The organism is Streptomyces sp. NPDC002994, from assembly GCF_040611155.1.
Taxonomy (GTDB): domain Bacteria; phylum Actinomycetota; class Actinomycetes; order Streptomycetales; family Streptomycetaceae; genus Streptomyces.
Genome location: NZ_JBEXNQ010000016.1, coordinates 72,612 through 89,401, shown reverse-complemented (window position 1 = coordinate 89,401; position 16,790 = coordinate 72,612). Strand labels below are relative to the sequence as shown.

General features: G+C 71.3%; 12 protein-coding genes and 1 tRNA gene. 8 read left to right on the top strand and 5 right to left on the bottom strand.

Features of this window, described 5'->3' with window-relative positions:
- Window positions 1–90: 90 nt before the first annotated feature.
- Window positions 91–163 (top strand) — tRNA-Ala (locus tag ABZX79_RS22300).
- Between the two features lie 57 nt (window positions 164–220).
- On the opposite strand, the gene ABZX79_RS22295 is transcribed toward ABZX79_RS22300, so the two are convergent.
- Both ABZX79_RS22295 and ABZX79_RS22290 read right to left on the bottom strand, forming a co-directional pair.
- On the bottom strand, window positions 221–1,798 hold the full coding sequence (locus ABZX79_RS22295) for an NADH-ubiquinone oxidoreductase-F iron-sulfur binding region domain-containing protein (protein ID WP_355260308.1): 1,578 nt from the start codon (window positions 1,796–1,798) through the stop codon (window positions 221–223).
- Window positions 1,795–3,099: a hypothetical protein gene (locus ABZX79_RS22290; protein ID WP_355260305.1), complete on the bottom strand. Its 1,305-nt coding sequence runs from the start codon at window positions 3,097–3,099 to the stop codon at window positions 1,795–1,797. The genes ABZX79_RS22295 and ABZX79_RS22290 overlap by 4 nt, the downstream gene beginning before the upstream one ends.
- A 520-nt stretch (window positions 3,100–3,619) precedes the next feature.
- Here ABZX79_RS22290 and leuS point away from each other — a divergent pair.
- The 5 genes from leuS (at window position 3,620) to ABZX79_RS22265 (ending at window position 12,226) form a co-directional block, all read left to right on the top strand.
- Complete coding sequence (gene leuS, locus ABZX79_RS22285) at window positions 3,620–6,484, top strand: leucine--tRNA ligase (RefSeq protein ID WP_355260302.1); 2,865 nt, start codon at window positions 3,620–3,622, stop codon at window positions 6,482–6,484.
- Between the two features lie 133 nt (window positions 6,485–6,617).
- Complete coding sequence (locus ABZX79_RS22280) at window positions 6,618–7,382, top strand: hypothetical protein (protein ID WP_355260299.1); 765 nt, start codon at window positions 6,618–6,620, stop codon at window positions 7,380–7,382.
- Window positions 7,383–7,460: 78 nt separating this feature from the next.
- Window positions 7,461–8,306 (top strand): DegV family protein, encoded by an 846-nt coding sequence (locus ABZX79_RS22275; RefSeq protein WP_355260296.1) that lies wholly within the window; start codon window positions 7,461–7,463, stop codon window positions 8,304–8,306.
- 987 nt (window positions 8,307–9,293) lie between these two features.
- Complete coding sequence (locus ABZX79_RS22270; protein WP_355260293.1) at window positions 9,294–9,704, top strand: ComEA family DNA-binding protein; 411 nt, start codon at window positions 9,294–9,296, stop codon at window positions 9,702–9,704.
- Complete coding sequence (locus ABZX79_RS22265) at window positions 9,701–12,226, top strand: ComEC/Rec2 family competence protein (RefSeq protein ID WP_355260290.1); 2,526 nt, start codon at window positions 9,701–9,703, stop codon at window positions 12,224–12,226. The genes ABZX79_RS22270 and ABZX79_RS22265 overlap by 4 nt, the downstream gene beginning before the upstream one ends.
- 26 nt (window positions 12,227–12,252) lie before the next feature.
- Here the strand turns inward: ABZX79_RS22265 and ABZX79_RS22260 are convergent, their stop codons facing one another.
- Both ABZX79_RS22260 and ABZX79_RS22255 read right to left on the bottom strand, forming a co-directional pair.
- Window positions 12,253–12,711, bottom strand: coding sequence for a pyridoxamine 5'-phosphate oxidase family protein (locus tag ABZX79_RS22260; RefSeq protein WP_355260287.1), 459 nt, complete (start codon window positions 12,709–12,711; stop codon window positions 12,253–12,255).
- 71 nt (window positions 12,712–12,782) lie between these two features.
- Window positions 12,783–13,028, bottom strand: a complete 246-nt coding sequence (locus ABZX79_RS22255; protein WP_215129904.1) for a hypothetical protein — start codon at window positions 13,026–13,028, stop codon at window positions 12,783–12,785.
- A gap of 57 nt (window positions 13,029–13,085) precedes the next feature.
- Here ABZX79_RS22255 and holA point away from each other — a divergent pair, with 57 nt between their 5' ends.
- Window positions 13,086–14,069 (top strand): DNA polymerase III subunit delta, encoded by a 984-nt coding sequence (gene holA / locus ABZX79_RS22250; protein ID WP_355260284.1) that lies wholly within the window; start codon window positions 13,086–13,088, stop codon window positions 14,067–14,069.
- Between the two features lie 233 nt (window positions 14,070–14,302).
- Here holA and rpsT read toward each other — a convergent pair whose 3' ends face one another.
- The gene (gene rpsT / locus ABZX79_RS22245) at window positions 14,303–14,569 is read right to left on the bottom strand and encodes a 30S ribosomal protein S20 (protein WP_214979475.1); all 267 of its coding nucleotides are present in this window, start codon (window positions 14,567–14,569) and stop codon (window positions 14,303–14,305) included.
- 182 nt (window positions 14,570–14,751) lie between these two features.
- Between rpsT and lepA the strand changes: the two genes are divergently transcribed.
- Window positions 14,752–16,617, top strand: a complete 1,866-nt coding sequence (gene lepA / locus ABZX79_RS22240) for a translation elongation factor 4 (protein WP_355260282.1) — start codon at window positions 14,752–14,754, stop codon at window positions 16,615–16,617.
- The last annotated feature ends 173 nt before the right edge of the window (window positions 16,618–16,790 follow it).

Sequence of the window (16,790 nt, the reverse complement as noted above, 5' to 3'; positions counted from 1 at the left end):
GTGTGCGGACAAACGATTTGGTGGAGGGCCGGGGGGACCGTGTAATGTTGGCGGAGCCGCGGGGGAAACCCGGAGAGCGGCGGAACACACGGGGCTATAGCTCAGTTGGTAGAGCGCCTGCATGGCATGCAGGAGGTCAGGAGTTCAATTCTCCTTAGCTCCACAGAATGAGGATCCCCCGGTCGATTCGACCGGGGGATCCTTTCGTTTCCGGGGCGGCTCAGCCCCTGCCGCTTCCCAGGGCCTTCCTGCCGCCCGGCGGCAGCGCGGGCCGCGCCGGGCGCTCGGGGGCCTCCTGCTCGATGCGCAGCGCCAGCTCGGGGCAGCGGCGTACGGCACGTTGGGCGCGTCCCCGCAGGTGTACCGGAATCGATGCGTCCGCGAGCGCCGGGTAACCGTCGGGGCCGAGCCGGATCAGCTCGGGAACGATGTCCGCGCACAGCCCGTGGCCCTTGCACAGCGTCCAGTCGACCGCGAACTTCTCGCCGCTCGGGATGCCCTCTTCCTCGTACCCGGGCCCGGGCAGCGGCAGCACGCCCATCGTCTCGCGGCCGCAGCCGCCGCCCAGGACGTGCGCCGCCAGGTCGTCGGTGAAGGCGTTGAGGGTCGAGACGAAGAAGCGCACCGAGCCGTCGGGGTGCTTGCACGCGCCCCGGCCCTTCACGGCCTGCGTCACTTCGCGCAGTGCCTCCAGGGCTGCCTGACCTCCTCCGTTGAGTACGTCGGAGAGGCCGCCGGCGGCTGCCGGCAGACCCAGGCGGCACGGGCCGCACTGGCCCGCTGTCTCCGCGGCCAGCCAGTTCGCCACGCGCAGCGACTCGCCCAGCGGGCAGGTCTCGGGGCCGATCGGGAGAATCGCGCCCGCGCCCAGCGCGCCGCCGAACGAGGCGAGGGACTCGCGGGAGATCACGGCGTCGTGCGCGGCTACCGCGTCGATCCAGTTGCCGTGGTAGCCGCCGGTCAGCACGCCCTGGGGCAGCGGCGGGGCGCCGGCCATCTGGAGGACGTAACGCAGCGGGACACCTGTCGGTACCTCGACGACCATGGGGCGCGAGACGGCGCCGGAGATGGTGAGCATGACGGTGCCCGGCTCTTTCTCCAGGCCGGTGTGGCCGTAGCGGCGGGCGCCTATGCGGGCGGCCACGGCGAGCTGCGCGAAGGTCTCGGTGTTGGACAGCAGTGTCGGCGCGCCTCCCACTCCTGTCTCCGAAGCGCGCTCGCGGCGGCCGGGAGGGAGCGCCGGGCCGCCGTTCGCGGCGCGGATCAGTGAGGACGCTTCGCCGGAGACCATGCGCTCAGGGGTACGCACGATCCGGGCGCGCAGCTGCTGTCCGCGCCGGTCGGACAGGCCGCGCTCGGCGAAAGCGGCGCGTATGGAAGCTTCCGTCGAGTTGCGGGTGACGCCGACGATCAAGGTACGGGCGCCGAGCGCCTCGGCCGCGAGCAGGGCGCCGTCGAGCGCGAGATGCGGGGCACGGTTGAGCAGGACGGTGTCCTTGCGGCAGGCGGGCTCGCCCTCGCTGCCGTTGATCACGACTACGGGGCGCACCCCGCGCCGGATGGAGGCCTGTGCGACCGCCCGCAGTTTCTTGCCGAAGGGGAAGCCGGCGCCGCCGCGGCCGCGGAGCGAGATGTAGTCGGCGAGTTCGGCCAGGCGCTCCCCGCCCATCGGTTCCAGCGGGCCGTGCACCTTCAGGTGCATGCCGAGGTCGAGGCGCTCGACCAGGTCGAAGCCGGTGGTCAGCTGGGGAAGGCCGACTACGCGTACTTCGGGGACGTCGGGAAGGGGGACGTTCAACGTCGGTCTCCTGCGGGTGCGTGCCAGGGCTCTCCGGCAGCGGGCCGGTAGAGCTGACCCGGCGCGGGCTCGGTGTCGTCGAGGGGGTGGGGGTGGGGGAGCGGTCCGGTGGGCGTATCCGGGGCGTACGCGGGAACGTCGGGGACGGTGTTCTGGCCGTTCCAGGGAACGTTCGTTTCGGGGTTCTGGCTGTTCCAGGGAACGTCGGTTTCCGGGTTCGGGCCGTACCCGGGAAGGTCCGGTGCGGGGACGGCTCCCGGGCCGTACGCCGCGCGGTCCGGGTCGTAGGGCGGGCGCAGGGCCTGGGCCGGCGGCGGGGGTGACGGGGTGGGCCAGCGAGGCGACGGAGGCGCCGCCTGGACGGGGATCTCTTCCGTCATGGGGATCTGCTCCGCCAGGGGGATCCGTTCCGTGGGGGCGGAGGCGGCCGTCGCGGCCGACACGGCGCGGTACGCCGCCGAAATGCCGGTGTCCGGCGCCCCGCGAAGGCCCTCAGGGGAACGCCCGGCCTCGTACAGGGGCGGGGCGGGAGCCGTGAGGCGCTGCGGCTGGGGTTGCGTGTCCTCGCGGAACAGCTGCTCGGGCTGCCGCTGCGGCCGCGGCGGCTCCTGCGGCGGGGCGAACCCGCCGCCCGGCAGCGGGGAGGTGGCGGCGTCGCGGGGCGCCGGTTCGGGCGCCGCGGTGAGGGAGCCGGACGTGGCCAGAGCCACCACCCGGTCCACGATGATCCGCTTGAGCGGCGGCGGCAGCAGGCGCAGCGAGAGGGCGGCGACGACCGCCGTGAGGGACAGGGCGTACATCGTGACGACCCAGCCCGCGGCGGGCCGGCCCGCGAACAGGCCGTGCACCAGCGCCGACCCCCACGCGGGGTAGGCGACCATGTGCAGCGAGCGCCAGCGGCCCGCAATGCGCCCCGGAGTGGCGAACGCGCTGCGCAGGGCGCCGGTCGAGGCCGCGACGACCATGAGGAATCCGGCCAGCGAGCCGAATCCGATGAGGCCGGACGTACCGCTGACTCCGAGGCCGAAGGGGACCAGGGCTCCCAGGAGTGCGACATGTCCCAGCGAGACCTTGACCGTTACGTGCAGCAGCAGGAAGCCGAGGGAGGCGACGGCGGTGGCGCGGTGGACGCCCTGGGCGAGGAGGCGGTGGCGCGGCCGGAGCAGCAGCCGGTCGGTCGCCAGCAGGCCCCACGCGACGGCGGCGGTGAGGGAGACCAGCGAGAGGACGCCGGTCGTGAAGTCGAGCGCGGCGCGCAGACTGTCGCTGCCGGCGACGGCGAGCAGCGGTATGAGGATCAACGCGGCGGCTGTGAGGCCTCCTTGGACGGGGCGGCTCAATGCGGGGAAAGCGGGGGAGGAACTTATTTTTCGACGAGGGTTCATGGGGGGCGACTCCGAATGGTTCGGCAAAGTGGTCCCGTTGCCGCATGCTAGGTCGCCCCATACCAGGCAGTACGCCGTTTGAGGGTTTAGCGCGGTGATTGTGGGAAAACTTGCTCGGGCGTTGCCCCGGATAGGGCCGATACGCGGAGTAACCCCAGTCGAACGCGGTCAGAGGGCTGCTGAGTCCGGCGTTCGGATACGCGATGCGGCCCTCTCGGGCGCTGCGGTACCCTGACGCCATGCGTGCCGTACGCCTTCTGCTTAGCGAGCCGCGCTGATCAGTCCCGACGGATGAAAGATCCGGTCGGAATCGGCGCGGCGTCCCCTCCTGTGCGAGGGGATTTTTCATTGGCTGAACGTCACAGTTCATTCGCTGAACGTCACAGTCTGAATGTCGCAGCCGCTGGCAGAGACGATCGATGGAGCTTTGAGGATCATGAGCGAGACGAATTCTGCTGCCGAGGTGGCAGCGCCGCACCGCTACACGGCCGCGATGGCCGCTGACATCGAGGCACGCTGGCAGGACTTCTGGGACGCCGAGGGTACGTACGAGGCCCCGAATCCCAGCGGTGACCTGGCGGGCGACGCGGAGCTGGCCGCCAAGCCCAAGAAGTTCATCATGGACATGTTCCCGTACCCCTCGGGCGCCGGACTGCACGTCGGCCACCCGCTGGGCTACATCGCGACCGACGTCTTCGCCCGCTACCAGCGCATGACCGGCCACAACGTGCTGCACACTCTGGGCTTCGACGCCTTCGGCCTGCCCGCCGAGCAGCACGCGGTCGCCACCGGCACGCACCCCCGGGTGTCGACCGAGGCCGCCATGGACAACATGAAGCAGCAGCTGCGCCGACTGGGCCTGGGCCACGACAAGCGCCGCTCCATCGCGACGATCGACCCGGACTACTACAAGTGGACCCAGTGGATCTTCCTGCAGATCTTCAACTCCTGGTACGACAAGGAGGCGGACCGCGCCCGGCCGATCGCCGAGCTGGTGGCGCAGTTCGAGAGCGGGGAGCGTACGACGCCGGACGCGCGCCCCTGGAGTGAGCTGAGCGCCGCCGAGCGCGCCGACGTCCTGGGCGATTACCGCTTGGCGTACGCCTCCGACGCGCCCGTGAACTGGGCGCCGGGCCTGGGCACCGTACTGGCCAACGAGGAAGTCACCGCCGACGGCCGCTCCGAGCGCGGCAACTTCCCCGTCTTCAAGGCCAAGCTGCGCCAGTGGAACATGCGCATCACCGCCTACTCGGACCGCCTGCTGAACGACCTGGACGGCGTGGACTGGCCCGAGGCGATCAAGCTGCAGCAGCGCAACTGGATCGGCCGCAGCGAGGGCGCGCGCGTCGACTTCCCCGTGGACAGCCACGCGATCACCGTCTTCACCACTCGTCAGGACACGCTGTTCGGCGCGACGTACATGGTGCTGGCGCCCGAGCACGAGCTGGTCGAGAAGATCGTCCCGGTCGCCTGGCCCGAGGGCACGCACGACGTGTGGACGGGCGGTCACGCCACCCCGGCCGACGCCGTCTCGGCGTACCGCGCCCAGGCCGCCTCGAAGTCCGACGTCGAGCGGCAGGCCGAGGCCAAGGACAAGACCGGCGTCTTCACCGGTGCGTACGCCGTCAATCCGGTCAGCGGCGAGCAGGTGCCCGTCTTCATCGCGGACTACGTGCTGATGGGCTACGGCACCGGCGCGATCATGGCCGTACCGGCGCACGACTCCCGTGACTTCGCGTTCGCGCGCGCCTTCGAGCTGCCGATGCGCTGCGTCGTCGAGCCGTCGGACGGGCGGGGCACGGACCCGGCGGAGTGGGACGACGCGTTCGCTTCGTACGACGCGAAGATCGTGAACTCGTCGGGCGAGGACATCTCCCTGGACGGGCTGGGCGTCGTCGACGCCAAGGCGAAGATCACCGAGTGGCTGGCCGCGCGCGGCATCGGTAAGGGCACTGTCAACTACCGGCTGCGCGACTGGCTGTTCAGCCGGCAGCGCTACTGGGGCGAGCCCTTCCCGATCGTCTACGACGAGGACGGCATCGCGCACCCGCTGCCCGAGTCGATGCTGCCGCTGGAGCTGCCGGAGGTCGAGGACTACTCGCCGCGCACCTTCGACCCGGACGACGCCGACTCCCGGCCCGAGACGCCGCTGTCGCGCAACGAGGACTGGGTCAATGTGACGCTGGACCTGGGCGACGGACCGAAGAAGTACCGGCGCGAGACCAACACGATGCCCAACTGGGCCGGTTCCTGCTGGTACGAGCTGCGCTACCTGGACCCGCACAACAGCGGGAAGCTGGTCGATCCGGAGATCGAGCAGTACTGGATGGGGCCGCGCGAGGGCATGCCGCACGGCGGCGTGGACCTGTATGTCGGCGGCGCCGAGCACGCGGTGCTGCATCTGCTGTACGCGCGTTTCTGGTCCAAGGTGCTGTTCGACCTGGGGCATGTGTCGTCGTCCGAGCCGTTCCACAAGCTGTACAACCAGGGCATGATCCAGGCCTTCGTCTACCGGGACTCGCGCGGTATCGCGGTGCCGGCGGCCGAGGTCGAGGAGCGCGACGGCGGGTTCTGGTACCAGGGCGAGAAGGTCAGCCGCGTCCTGGGCAAGATGGGCAAGTCCCTGAAGAACGCCGTCACTCCGGACGAGATCTCCGCCGAGTACGGCGCTGACACGCTGCGGCTGTACGAGATGGCGATGGGCCCGCTGGACGTGTCGCGGCCGTGGGACACGCGCGCGGTGGTCGGCCAGTACCGGCTGCTGCAGCGGCTGTGGCGCAACATCGTCGACGAGGCGACGGGCGAGGTCACGGTGGTCGACACCGAGCCCGACGAGGACACGCTGCGTGCGCTGCACAAGGCGATCGACGGCGCCGGCCAGGACATGGCGGGGATGCGCTTCAACACGGCGATCGCCAAGGTCACCGAGCTGAACAACCACCTGACGAAGGTCGGCGGCCCGCTGTCGCGGTCGGTCGCGGAGCGGCTGGTGCTGCTGGTCGCGCCGCTGGCGCCGCACATCGCCGAGGAGCTGTGGCGGAAGCTGGGGCACACGGACTCCGTGGTCTACCAGGACTTCCCGGTCGCTGATCCGGCGTACGTCGTGGACGAGACCGTGACGTGCGTGGTGCAGGTCAAGGGCAAGGTCAAGGCGCGGCTGGAAATCTCCCCCTCGATCGGGGACGAGGAGCTGGAGAAGCTGGCGCTGGCCGACCCCGCGGTGGTCGCGGCGCTGGGCGGGGCGGGGATCCGCAAGGTGATCGTCCGGGCGCCGAAGCTGGTGAACATCGTTCCGGCGTAATCGCTGGGCAGGTGCGGGTAGGTGCTTTCCCCTACGGGCAGGTTGGGGGTTCCGATGGAACCCTCAGCCTGCCTGTTCCGTTTACGGTGGAGAGACCACGCGAGCCGAGTGGACCGACAACGGAGGGGCGCTCATGGAAGCCGTCATCCTGATCCTTGCGCTGCTCTTCGTGGCGTTCGTGGCGGCGGGGGTGTACGTGAGCGTGAAGGCGGTCGGTGCGGCCAAGCGCGGCGTGGACCGTACGATCACGCAGGCGCGGCGCACCGTCGAGGACACGACCCTGCGGGCGAAGAGCTTCGGGCAGGTGGGCCTCGCCGGGGAGCTCGCCCAGCTGAGGCTCTCTTTGCGTACGTCGATGAAGGCCACCCAGGAGGCGCTGCACGCGGGCGTCGCGGAGGACGCCTCGCTGTCGGAGTCGATCGGCCTCTTCGAACGGCTGAGCGCGCACGGGCACGAACTGGACGACGACCTGAAGCGGCTGGAGCGTGAGCCGGACAAGGCGCGGGTCGCGGAGCTGCTGCCGGAACTGCGGGAGCGTACGGAACGGGTGACGCATGCGGCGGACTCGCTTCGGTGGGCGGCACGGGACCGGGCGCAGCGGTTCGCGGACGACGACCTCGCGTCGCTGAGCGCGCAGATCGAAGTGGAGTCGGGGGCGTTGCGGCATTGGGCCACTGGGCCGGGAGCGGACGCCGACTGGCCGGAGGCGGGCGCGGCTGCCGGGGCGGCCGGTACCGCTGGGGCGGCCGGCGCGGCGGCGGACCGGGAAAATGCCGCCGACGCGGCCGATGCGGCGCGCCGGGCCGCTGCCGGGCCTGAGGCGATCACGGCGCGTGACCCTCGCCGGCAGACCACGTACCCGTGGCAGAAGGCGGCCCGCCCGGAGGGCACCGTCTGAGACGGTTCCCGACCCGGGACGGATCATTGAGCGGGGCCGGACTGCCGTTGGGCGCCGCCGGCGGGTAACCTCCCGCTCATGTCCCGCCATGTCGCTATCGTCACCGATTCAACGGCCTACCTGCCGCAGCAGACGATGGAGCGGCACGGCATCACAGCGGTGCCGCTGACCGTCGTCATCGGCGATCAGGCCCTGGAGGAGGGCACCGAGATCTCGGCCCGCTCACTGGCCCTGGCACTGCAGAAGCGCCGGTCCGTGACGACGTCGAGGCCGAGTCCCGAAGTCTTCGCCGCGGCCTACCGCGCGGCGGCGGAGGCCGGCGCCACCGGCATCGTGTCGCTCCACCTGTCCTCCGAGTTCTCCGGCACGTACGACGCCGCCGTGCTCGCCGCCCAGGGCGCTCCGGTGCCGGTGCGGGTGGTGGACACGGGGATGGTCGCGATGGCTCTCGGCTTCTGCGCGCTGTCGGCGGCGGAGGTGGCCGACGCGGGCGGCACGGTGGACGAGGCGGTGGCCGCCGCGGAGAAGCGTGCGGCGGGCATGTCGGCGTACTTCTACGTGGACACGCTCGACTACCTGCGCCGAGGTGGCCGGATCGGCGCAGCACAGGCGTTGTTGGGGTCGGCGCTGGCGGTGAAGCCGCTGCTGGAGCTGGACGGTGGCCGCATCGAGATGCTGGAGAAGGTACGTACGGCCTCCAAGGCCATCGCGCGGCTGGAGGAGATCGTCGCCGAGCGGGCGGGGACGCGCCGCGTCGACATCGCGGTACACCACCTGGCGGCGCCAGAGCGGGCCGAACGGCTGGCGGAGCGGCTGCGTGTCCGGGTTCCCGGGCTGGCGGAGCTGCATGTCAGCGAGGTGGGGGCGGTGATCGGCGCGCATACGGGGCCCGGACTGCTGGGAGTTGTGGTCGCGCCTCAGTAACACCCCTCTTGAGGGTGACCCGGATATCCACAACTAACGGGTTTTCCACGGGAATCGACCATGATCAGCGGGGACGGGCGGATGTGCCTACCGTCTCGTGACATGGCTCTCCGATCACGCTCACGTTCAAGCGCCGCCCGCTCCGCAACGAGTGGACCGGGCCGCGCACCGGCCTCCGACGTCCGGTCGTCCGATGTCCGCGCCCGCCATGGGCACGGCCGAAGCGGGCGCCGCCTGCGCCGCCGCGGCGACGAATCCGCCGCGTCCGCGGCCTCGCGCCGCCGCGCGGAGGCACTTTTCGAAACAGTGCCACGCCGCAAACCGCCGACCACGAACAACCCACCGCCGTCGCCGACTCGGACTCCGGTTCCGCCGCGTCCGGCTCCGGCTCTCCCGGACACAGCTCCCGCGCTGCCTGCTGCGTTGGCTTCGGTTCGCGCACCGGCTTCCGCACCGGATTCGGAGCCCGCTGTGTCTCCTCCGGTTCCGGTTCCGGCGCGTCAGGGCCCGGGGGTGGGTTCGGGACGGGGTTCGGGTTCGGCTCCGGCGGCTGGGCGGGGAGCATTGCGGGCCGCCTCCGTGCGGGGCGTTTCCCTGGGGCGGCCCCGGGGCGGGCCGCGCCCGGTGGCCGATGACGTACGGGCTGTGGCTTCTGGGGCGGGCGGCCCAGGGCCGGTGGCGGATGTTCCGGCGCCGGTGTGGGATGCGGGCGGTGGTGGGGGTCGCCTGGGGCGGGTGCGGGCTGCTGTGCGGGAGCGGCTGCCTGTCTGGGTGCAGTCGCGGTGCGGGCTTGAACCGAGGACGCTGGCCGCGCTGTCCGTTGTTCTTGTTGTGGGTGCGGTCTTCTCGGCTCAGCATTTCTGGGCGGGGCGGCCGCAGCCCGTACAGCCGCCGCAGGTTGTCGGTGTGGGGTCGCCCGCAGAGCGGCCGCGACCGTCACCGGGGCCGCCTCCGACGACCGGCCCTGAGGGGCGCATCGTCGTCGATGTGAGCGGCAAAGTACGGCAGCCGGGGATTCACCGGCTGCCGGCCGGGTCGCGGGTCGCCGACGCGTTGCGGGCCGCCGGGGGGATCAAGGCGGACGCGGACACCGCCGGGCTCAACCGCGCACGCCTGCTCATGGACGGTGAGCAGGTGGTGGTGGGGGTTCCCGCGCCGGTAGGGGCTGCCGGGGGTGGGGGTGCGGCGGCTGCCGGTGGGACCGCAGGGCCGATCGGTCTGAACGCCGCTACCGCCGAGCAGTTGGAGACGCTGCCCGGGGTCGGTCCCGTACTGGCGCAGCACATCATCGACTACCGGACCGAACACGGCGGGTTCCGTTCCGTCGACGAGCTCAGCGAAGTCAAGGGAATCGGCGACCGCCGGTTCGCGGATCTCCAGCCCCTCGTACGGCCATGACGCGCCGCCGCGCGGCAGTTCACGTCGCGTCCGGACATCGGCTGGGGGCGTCCGACCCCTGGCAGGAAGGGCCGGCGGATCTGCGTCTGGTGCCGCCCGCGCTGGCCGCGTGGGCCGCGGCTTCCGTGACGGTGGGGGCCTCGGGCCGCTGGGCGGCCGGGTTCGTGCTGGCGTGCGTGGGGGTGGCGGCCGGGCTGCTGCTGGTCCGGGCGTGGCGGGCAAGGCGCGGGGCCGCGGTCCGGCGCGGGCTGAGCGTCACCGCTGTTGCCGCCGCGCTGCTGTGTGCGGCGGCAGGGGCCACCTCGGCCGGGTTGCACGCGGCCGATCTGCACCGTGGCCCCGTACCGGGCCTGGCGCGCGAGTACGCGAAGGTCACGGCGGAACTGACCGTCACCTCGGACGCCCGCACGACCCGCCCGCGCGTGTACGGCGACCACACGTTGCCGACGTCGGTCGTGCTCAACGCGGACATCACCCGCGTGACCCGCATGACCCGCGTGACCCGCGTGACCGTCAGCTCCGCCGTACGTACACCGGTCCTGGTGATCGCACCGGCCCGTGGGCCGGCGGCGGCCCGGTGGCAGCGGCTGCTGCCGTCCACCGGGCTGCGGCTCACGGCGCGGCTCGCACCCCCGACGGGCGGCAGCGGCGGCAACCCCGTGGCCGCAGTGCTGCGCGTACCGGACGGCGAACCGCCGTGGACGGTCCGCCCACCAACAGCCGTGCAGCGCACGGCCGGTGGCCTCAGGGCCGGGCTGCGCGAGGCCACCGACGGGCTCGCTCCGGACGCGCGGGCACTGCTGCCGGGGCTGGTCGTCGGCGACACCTCCAGGGTGCCGCCCGAACTGCACGAGGCCTTCGAGGCCACCGACCTCACGCACCTTCTCGCCGTATCAGGAAGCAACCTCACGATCATTCTGATCCTGCTGATCGGACCGCCCGGCACGGCCCTGCGTGCCGAACGGGGAGGGATCGCCCCGCGCCTCGGCATCCCCCTGCGGGCGACCGCGCTGCTCGGCGGGGCGCTCACGCTCGCCTTCGTCGTCGTGTGCAGGCCGGAACCGAGCGTGCTGCGGGCCGCCGCATGCGGGGCCATCACGCTGCTCGCCATCGGTACGGGCCGCCGCAGGCAGCTGATCCCCGCCCTGGCGGCCGCCGTCCTGCTGCTCGTCCTGTACGACCCGTGGCTGGCCCGCAGTTACGGGTTCCTGCTCTCCGTACTGGCCACCGGCGCCCTCCTCACCATCGGCCCGCGCTGGAGCGCCGCGCTGCGACGGCGCGGCGTGCCGCCGAGGCTTGCGGAGGTGCTGGCGGCGGCAGCCGCCGCTCAGGCGGTATGCGCGCCCGTCGTCGCGATGATGGCCGCCAGGGTGAGCCTGGTGGCGATCCCCTGCAATCTGCTCGCGGAGTTCGCGGTGGCTCCCGCGACGGTGCTCGGGTTCGCGGCCCTGGCCGCCGCTCCGGTGGCGATGCCCCTCGCCGAACTGCTGGCCCGGTGCGCGGGGTGGCCGGCCGGATGGATCGCGTCCGTCGCCCGTACCGGGGCGGCGCTGCCCGGCGCGGAGGTCGACTGGCCGGGCGGCTGGCGAGGCGGGCTCCTGCTGGCCGCCGTGACGGCGGGGGCCGTGTTCGTCGCCCGCAGGCTGCTGCGCCACCCGTGGCTGAGCGCGGCCTGCGCTCTGCTCCTGGTGCTCGCGATCCTGCGGCCGGTTCCGCTCACCCGGATCGTCACCGGATGGCCGCCGCCGGGCTGGAAGTTCGCGATGTGCGACATCGGCCAGGGAGACGCCTCCGTCCTCGCGGCGGGCGAGGGAACGGCCGTCGTCGTCGACGCGGGACCGGACCCGCAGCAGATCGACCGCTGCCTGCGCGAGCTCGGCGTCACGCGGGTCCCGCTCGTCCTGCTCACCCACTTCCACGCGGACCACGTGGCGGGGCTGCCGGGTGTGCTGCGAGGACGTTCGGTGGGCGAGATCCGTACGACGTCGCTTCAGGAGCCCGTGGAGCAGAGTGCGTTCGTCCGCAGGACCGCGGCAGCCGCAGGGGTGCCGTTACTCGCCACGGCCCCGGGGGAGCGGCGCCGCATCGGGCAGTTGTCCTGGCGGGCGCTGTGGCCGCCTCCGCTCCCGGCGCCGACGCCCGAAGAGCCGAACGACGCCAGCGTCACGCTCCTCGTCAGCTCCGGCGCGCTCACCCTGCTGCTCTTGGGCGACCTCGAACCCCCTGCGCAGCAAGGGCTGCTGAGAGCTCATCCGATACTCCGGCCCGTGGACGTCCTGAAGGTCGCGCACCATGGCTCGGCCTACCAGGACCCCGCCCTGCTCGCCCGCGCCCGCCCCCGGCTGGCTCTGGTCTCCTGCGGCCGGGACAACCCGTACGGCCACCCCTCGCCGCGTACGCTCACGGCGCTGCGCACGGGTGGGGCCACGGTGCTGCGCACGGACACGGACGGGGCGATCGCGGTGACCGGCTCGGGTCCCGGCCTGCGTGCGGTGCCCGCGGGGCCGGAGCTCGCGAGATAGACGCGCTGGAGGAGCTACTGGAGGAGCTAGACGAGCCAGTCGCCGTCCCTCATCAGGTCGCGCTCGGCCAGCTCGTTCTCCTCGCGCCACGCCTTCACGGCGCGCGGGGTGATGCGGAGGTACACCCAGGGCGTCCGGTTCCGCGGGTCCCAGCCGTTGAGCTTCGCCGCGAAGGCGTCGGCCGACTCCGGTGCCAGGTCCGTCCCCTCCACGGGTTCGGCGGTGCCCTCGATCAGCACCACGTCCCTGGTGTGGCCGAGGGTGACCCGTACCTGCCCGGCGGGTGTCAGGTTCCGTGCCGTGGGGTTCGTACGACGGGTGCACATCAGGAGCGTGTCCTGGTCCCAGACGAACGACAGCGGGACGAGGCACGGCTCTCCGTCAGCCGACGCCGTGGCGACCCACAGGTCGTCGTCCTCCGCCAGCCGGTCCAGTACGTCCTGCTTGCGCTGCTCCCGGCTGCGCGCCGGTTCCGTGGTCGTCATGCCCGCACGCTATCGACGGGACATGTCCGCCCGCCTCGGCCGACCGACCTAGGACCGGAGGTCAGGCGACGTCAGGCATGTTCGAGCCATCCCTCGTACTCGCCGGCCAGTGCGTGCAGCGCCCCGGGGTCGAGACGCCGGCCCGGGTCCTCCACCACGACCAGCCACTGCGCGTCCTCGGCATCGTCCTCACCGGCCAGCGCGTCCCGTACGAGCTGCGGCTCCTCGACAGCTCCGAAGCGCTCGCCGAGCTCCAGGGCCACCTCCTCGGCGGCGTCCCGATCCGGCAGTACCAGTACGTGTCTCACTTCGCTCACCTGCCCATTCTCCAACACGAACGGGACTGTCAGTGAGCCATGCGATGCTGGACCACGATGGCCACCAGGAAGAATTCGAACGACGATCCGCTCGCCCCCCTCACCCTCGCCGTGGGGCAGGAGGACCTGCTGCTCGACCGCGCCGTGCAGCAGGTGGTGGCGGCCGCCCGCGCCGCCGACGCCGACACCGACGTACGCGACCTCACGCCCGACCAGCTCCAGCCCGGCACCCTCGCCGAGCTGACGAGCCCGTCGCTCTTCGCCGAGCGCAAAGTGGTCGTCGTGCGGAACGCGCAGGACCTCTCCGCCGACACGATCAAGGACGTGAAGTCCTACCTCGAAGCACCCGCCGAGGAAATCACGCTCGTACTGCTCCATGCGGGTGGCGTGAAGGGGAAGGGGCTGCTCGACGCGGCGCGTAAAGCGGGGGCCCGCGAGGTCGCCTGCCCCAAGACCACCAAGCCCGCCGAGCGCCTGTCGTTCGTACGGTCCGAATTCCGCGCGCTGGGCCGCTCCGCGACCCCCGAGGCGGGCCAGGCCCTGGTCGACTCCATCGGCAGCGACCTGCGCGAGCTGGCCAGCGCCGTCGCCCAGCTCTGCGCGGACGTAGAAGGAACCATCGACGAGGCCGTCGTGGGGCGGTACTACACGGGCCGCGCCGAGGCCTCCAGCTTCACGGTCGCCGACCGCGCCGTGGAGGGCCGTGCCGCCGAGGCCCTGGAGGCCCTGCGCTGGTCGCTGTCCACCGGCGTCGCGCCGGTCCTGATCACCAGCGCCCTGGCCCAGGGCGTACGGGCCATCGGCAAGCTGTCCTCCGCCCGCGGCGGCCGCCCCGCCGACCTCGCCCGTGAGCTCGGCATGCCCCCGTGGAAGATCGACCGCGTACGGCAGCAGATGCGCGGCTGGACACCGGACGGCGTGGCGCTCGCGCTGCGGGCCGTCGCCGAGGCCGACGCCGGCGTCAAGGGCGGCGGGGACGACCCGGAGTACGCGCTGGAGAAGGCGGTCGTCACCGTCGCCCGCGCGGCCCGCCACAAGTAGCGGCGTAACAGCAGCACGAAGGCCCCGGCCGCCGTCCTGGGGAGGACGGGCGACCGGGGCCTTCGCGGTCAAGCCATGAAGCCATGAAGCCTGTGAAAGCTTTGGTGCGCCGCACCCGCGTGGCGAACGCAGGCCGCGTGCGGCGCGGAGGTGCCGGATCAGGAGCGGAAGAGAGGGCCCGCTGAGTCCCTACCGGCGGTCGTGCAGGTGGTGCAGGTCATTCAAGTGAGTGCTCAGCCCTGCAGGGAGGCAACCTTGTGCGCCAGCGCCGACTTCTTGTTGGCGGCGGCGTTCTTGTGGATGACACCCTTGGAGACTGCCTTGTCGAGCTTCTGCGAAGCCTCGCGGACGGCCACAGTGGCCTTCTCGAGGTCGCCCGCAGTGACAGCCTCGCGGGCCTTGCGGATCGCGGTCTTGAGCGAAGACTTGACGGCCTTGTTACGCAGGCGCGCCTTCTCGTTCGTCTTGTTCCGCTTGATCTGGGACTTGATGTTCGCCACGAAAGAGCCTCTACAGGTTCGTTGGATCTTCGATGAGTGCCGCGCCGCTTAGAGGGCATGCGAGACACAGCTGCTCAGCGTACCAGCGGCCCGCCTGACGGCCCAAACCGAGGCCCGCCGCCCGTCCGTGGGACCATGGAAGCTACGTATCGATCCAACATCGCCCCGAGACGAGACCCTGCGTGCCCGCGACTCCTACCAACGTGCCCGAGCCGAGCCGTACCGACCCGGCGCTGATCCGCAATTTCTGCATCATCGCGCACATCGACCACGGCAAGTCGACCCTTGCCGACCGGATGCTCCAGCTGACCGGTGTGGTCGACCAGCGGCAGATGCGTGCCCAGTATCTCGACCGGATGGACATCGAGCGCGAGCGCGGCATCACGATCAAGTCCCAGGCGGTCCGGCTGCCCTGGGCCCCCAACGAGGGCCCGGACGTGGGCACGACCCACATCCTGAACATGATCGACACGCCGGGCCACGTGGACTTCACGTACGAGGTGTCGCGGTCGCTCGCCGCCTGCGAGGGCACGGTGCTCCTCGTGGACGCCGCCCAGGGCATCGAGGCGCAGACCCTCGCCAACCTCTACCTGGCGATGGAGAACAACCTCACCATCGTCCCGGTGCTCAACAAGATCGACCTGCCGGCCGCCCAGCCGGAGAAGTTCTCCGAGGAGCTGGCCAACCTCATCGGCTGCCAGCCCGAGGACGTACTCAAGGTCTCGGCGAAGACCGGCCTCGGCGTGGACGCGCTGCTCGACCGGGTCGTCAAGGACGTACCGGCTCCGGTCGGAAACGCCGACGCCCCCGCCCGCGCGATGATCTTCGACTCGGTCTACGACTCGTACCGCGGTGTCGTCACCTATGTACGTGTCATCGACGGTGGGCTGAACAAGCGCGAGCGCATCCGCATGATGTCCACCAACGCGACCCACGAGCTGCTCGAGATCGGCGTCTCCTCCCCGGAGATGACGCCGTCCGACGGCATCGGCGTCGGCGAGGTCGGCTACATCATCACCGGCGTGAAGGACGTCCGTCAGTCCAAGGTCGGTGACACGATCACCTCCCTGCACAAGGGCGCCACCGAGGCCCTCGGCGGCTACAAGGACCCGAAGCCGATGGTCTTCTCGGGTCTGTATCCGCTGGACGGCTCCGAGTACCCCGACCTGCGCGAGGCGCTCGACAAGCTCCAGCTCAACGACGCCGCACTGGTGTACGAGCCCGAGACTTCCGCGGCCCTCGGCTTCGGCTTCCGCGTCGGCTTCCTCGGCCTGCTGCACCTCGACGTGATCCGCGAGCGCCTGGAGCGCGAGTTCGGGCTCGACCTGATCGCCACCGCGCCCAACGTGGTCTACCGCGTCGTCATGGAAGACCGCAGCGAGCACATCGTCACCAACCCGAGCGAGTTCCCCGAGGGCAAGATCTCGGACGTGTACGAGCCGGTCGTACGGGCCACGATCCTCGCCCCCAGCGAGTTCATCGGCGCGATCATGGAGCTCTGCCAGACCCGTCGCGGCACGCTCCTCGGCATGGACTACCTCTCCGAGGACCGCGTCGAGATCCGCTACACCCTCCCGCTCGCGGAGATCGTCTTCGACTTCTTCGACCAGCTGAAGTCCAAGACGCGCGGTTACGCCTCCCTGGACTACGAGCCCACCGGTGAGCAGGCGGCCTCGCTCGTCAAGGTCGACATCCTGCTGCACGGCGACCGGGTCGACGCGTTCTCCGCCGTCACGCACAAGGACGCGGCGTACGCGTACGGCGTGCGGCTCGTCGCCAAGCTGCGCGAGCTCATCCCGCGCCAGGCGTTCGAGATCCCCATCCAGGCGGCCATCGGCTCCCGGGTCATCGCCCGCGAGACCATCCGCGCCATCCGCAAGGACGTCCTCGCCAAGTGTTACGGCGGTGACATCTCCCGTAAGCGGAAGCTGCTGGAGAAGCAGAAGGAAGGCAAGAAGCGGATGAAGATGGTCGGCAGTGTGGAGGTCCCGCAGGAGGCCTTCATCGCGGTGCTGTCCAGCGACGACTCCGGCGGCAAGAAGAAGTAGTCACGACATACGACAGCATGTGCGAAAGCGCCCTCCGTACTCACGGACGGGCGCTTTCGCATGTGAGGAGATGCTGGTGGCGACGGTGCCGTTCCGTTATGAAGCCGCGTGCCGCAGGCCCTTACGCCCCGGGCACTCGCGCTTTACTCTGATCACCACTCGAAGGTTACTCG

Excerpts from the sequence above, each read along its gene's own strand:
- leuS (WP_355260302.1), top strand. The coding sequence starts at position 3,620 with ATGAGCGAGACGAATTCTGCTGCCGAGGTGGCAGCGCCGCACCGCTAC.
- ABZX79_RS22280 (WP_355260299.1), top strand. The coding sequence starts at position 6,618 with ATGGAAGCCGTCATCCTGATCCTTGCGCTGCTCTTCGTGGCGTTCGTG.
- ABZX79_RS22275 (WP_355260296.1), top strand. The coding sequence starts at position 7,461 with ATGTCCCGCCATGTCGCTATCGTCACCGATTCAACGGCCTACCTGCCG.
- ABZX79_RS22265 (WP_355260290.1), top strand. The coding sequence starts at position 9,701 with ATGACGCGCCGCCGCGCGGCAGTTCACGTCGCGTCCGGACATCGGCTG.
- ABZX79_RS22260 (WP_355260287.1), bottom strand. The coding sequence starts at position 12,711 with ATGACGACCACGGAACCGGCGCGCAGCCGGGAGCAGCGCAAGCAGGAC.
- holA (WP_355260284.1), top strand. The coding sequence starts at position 13,086 with ATGGCCACCAGGAAGAATTCGAACGACGATCCGCTCGCCCCCCTCACC.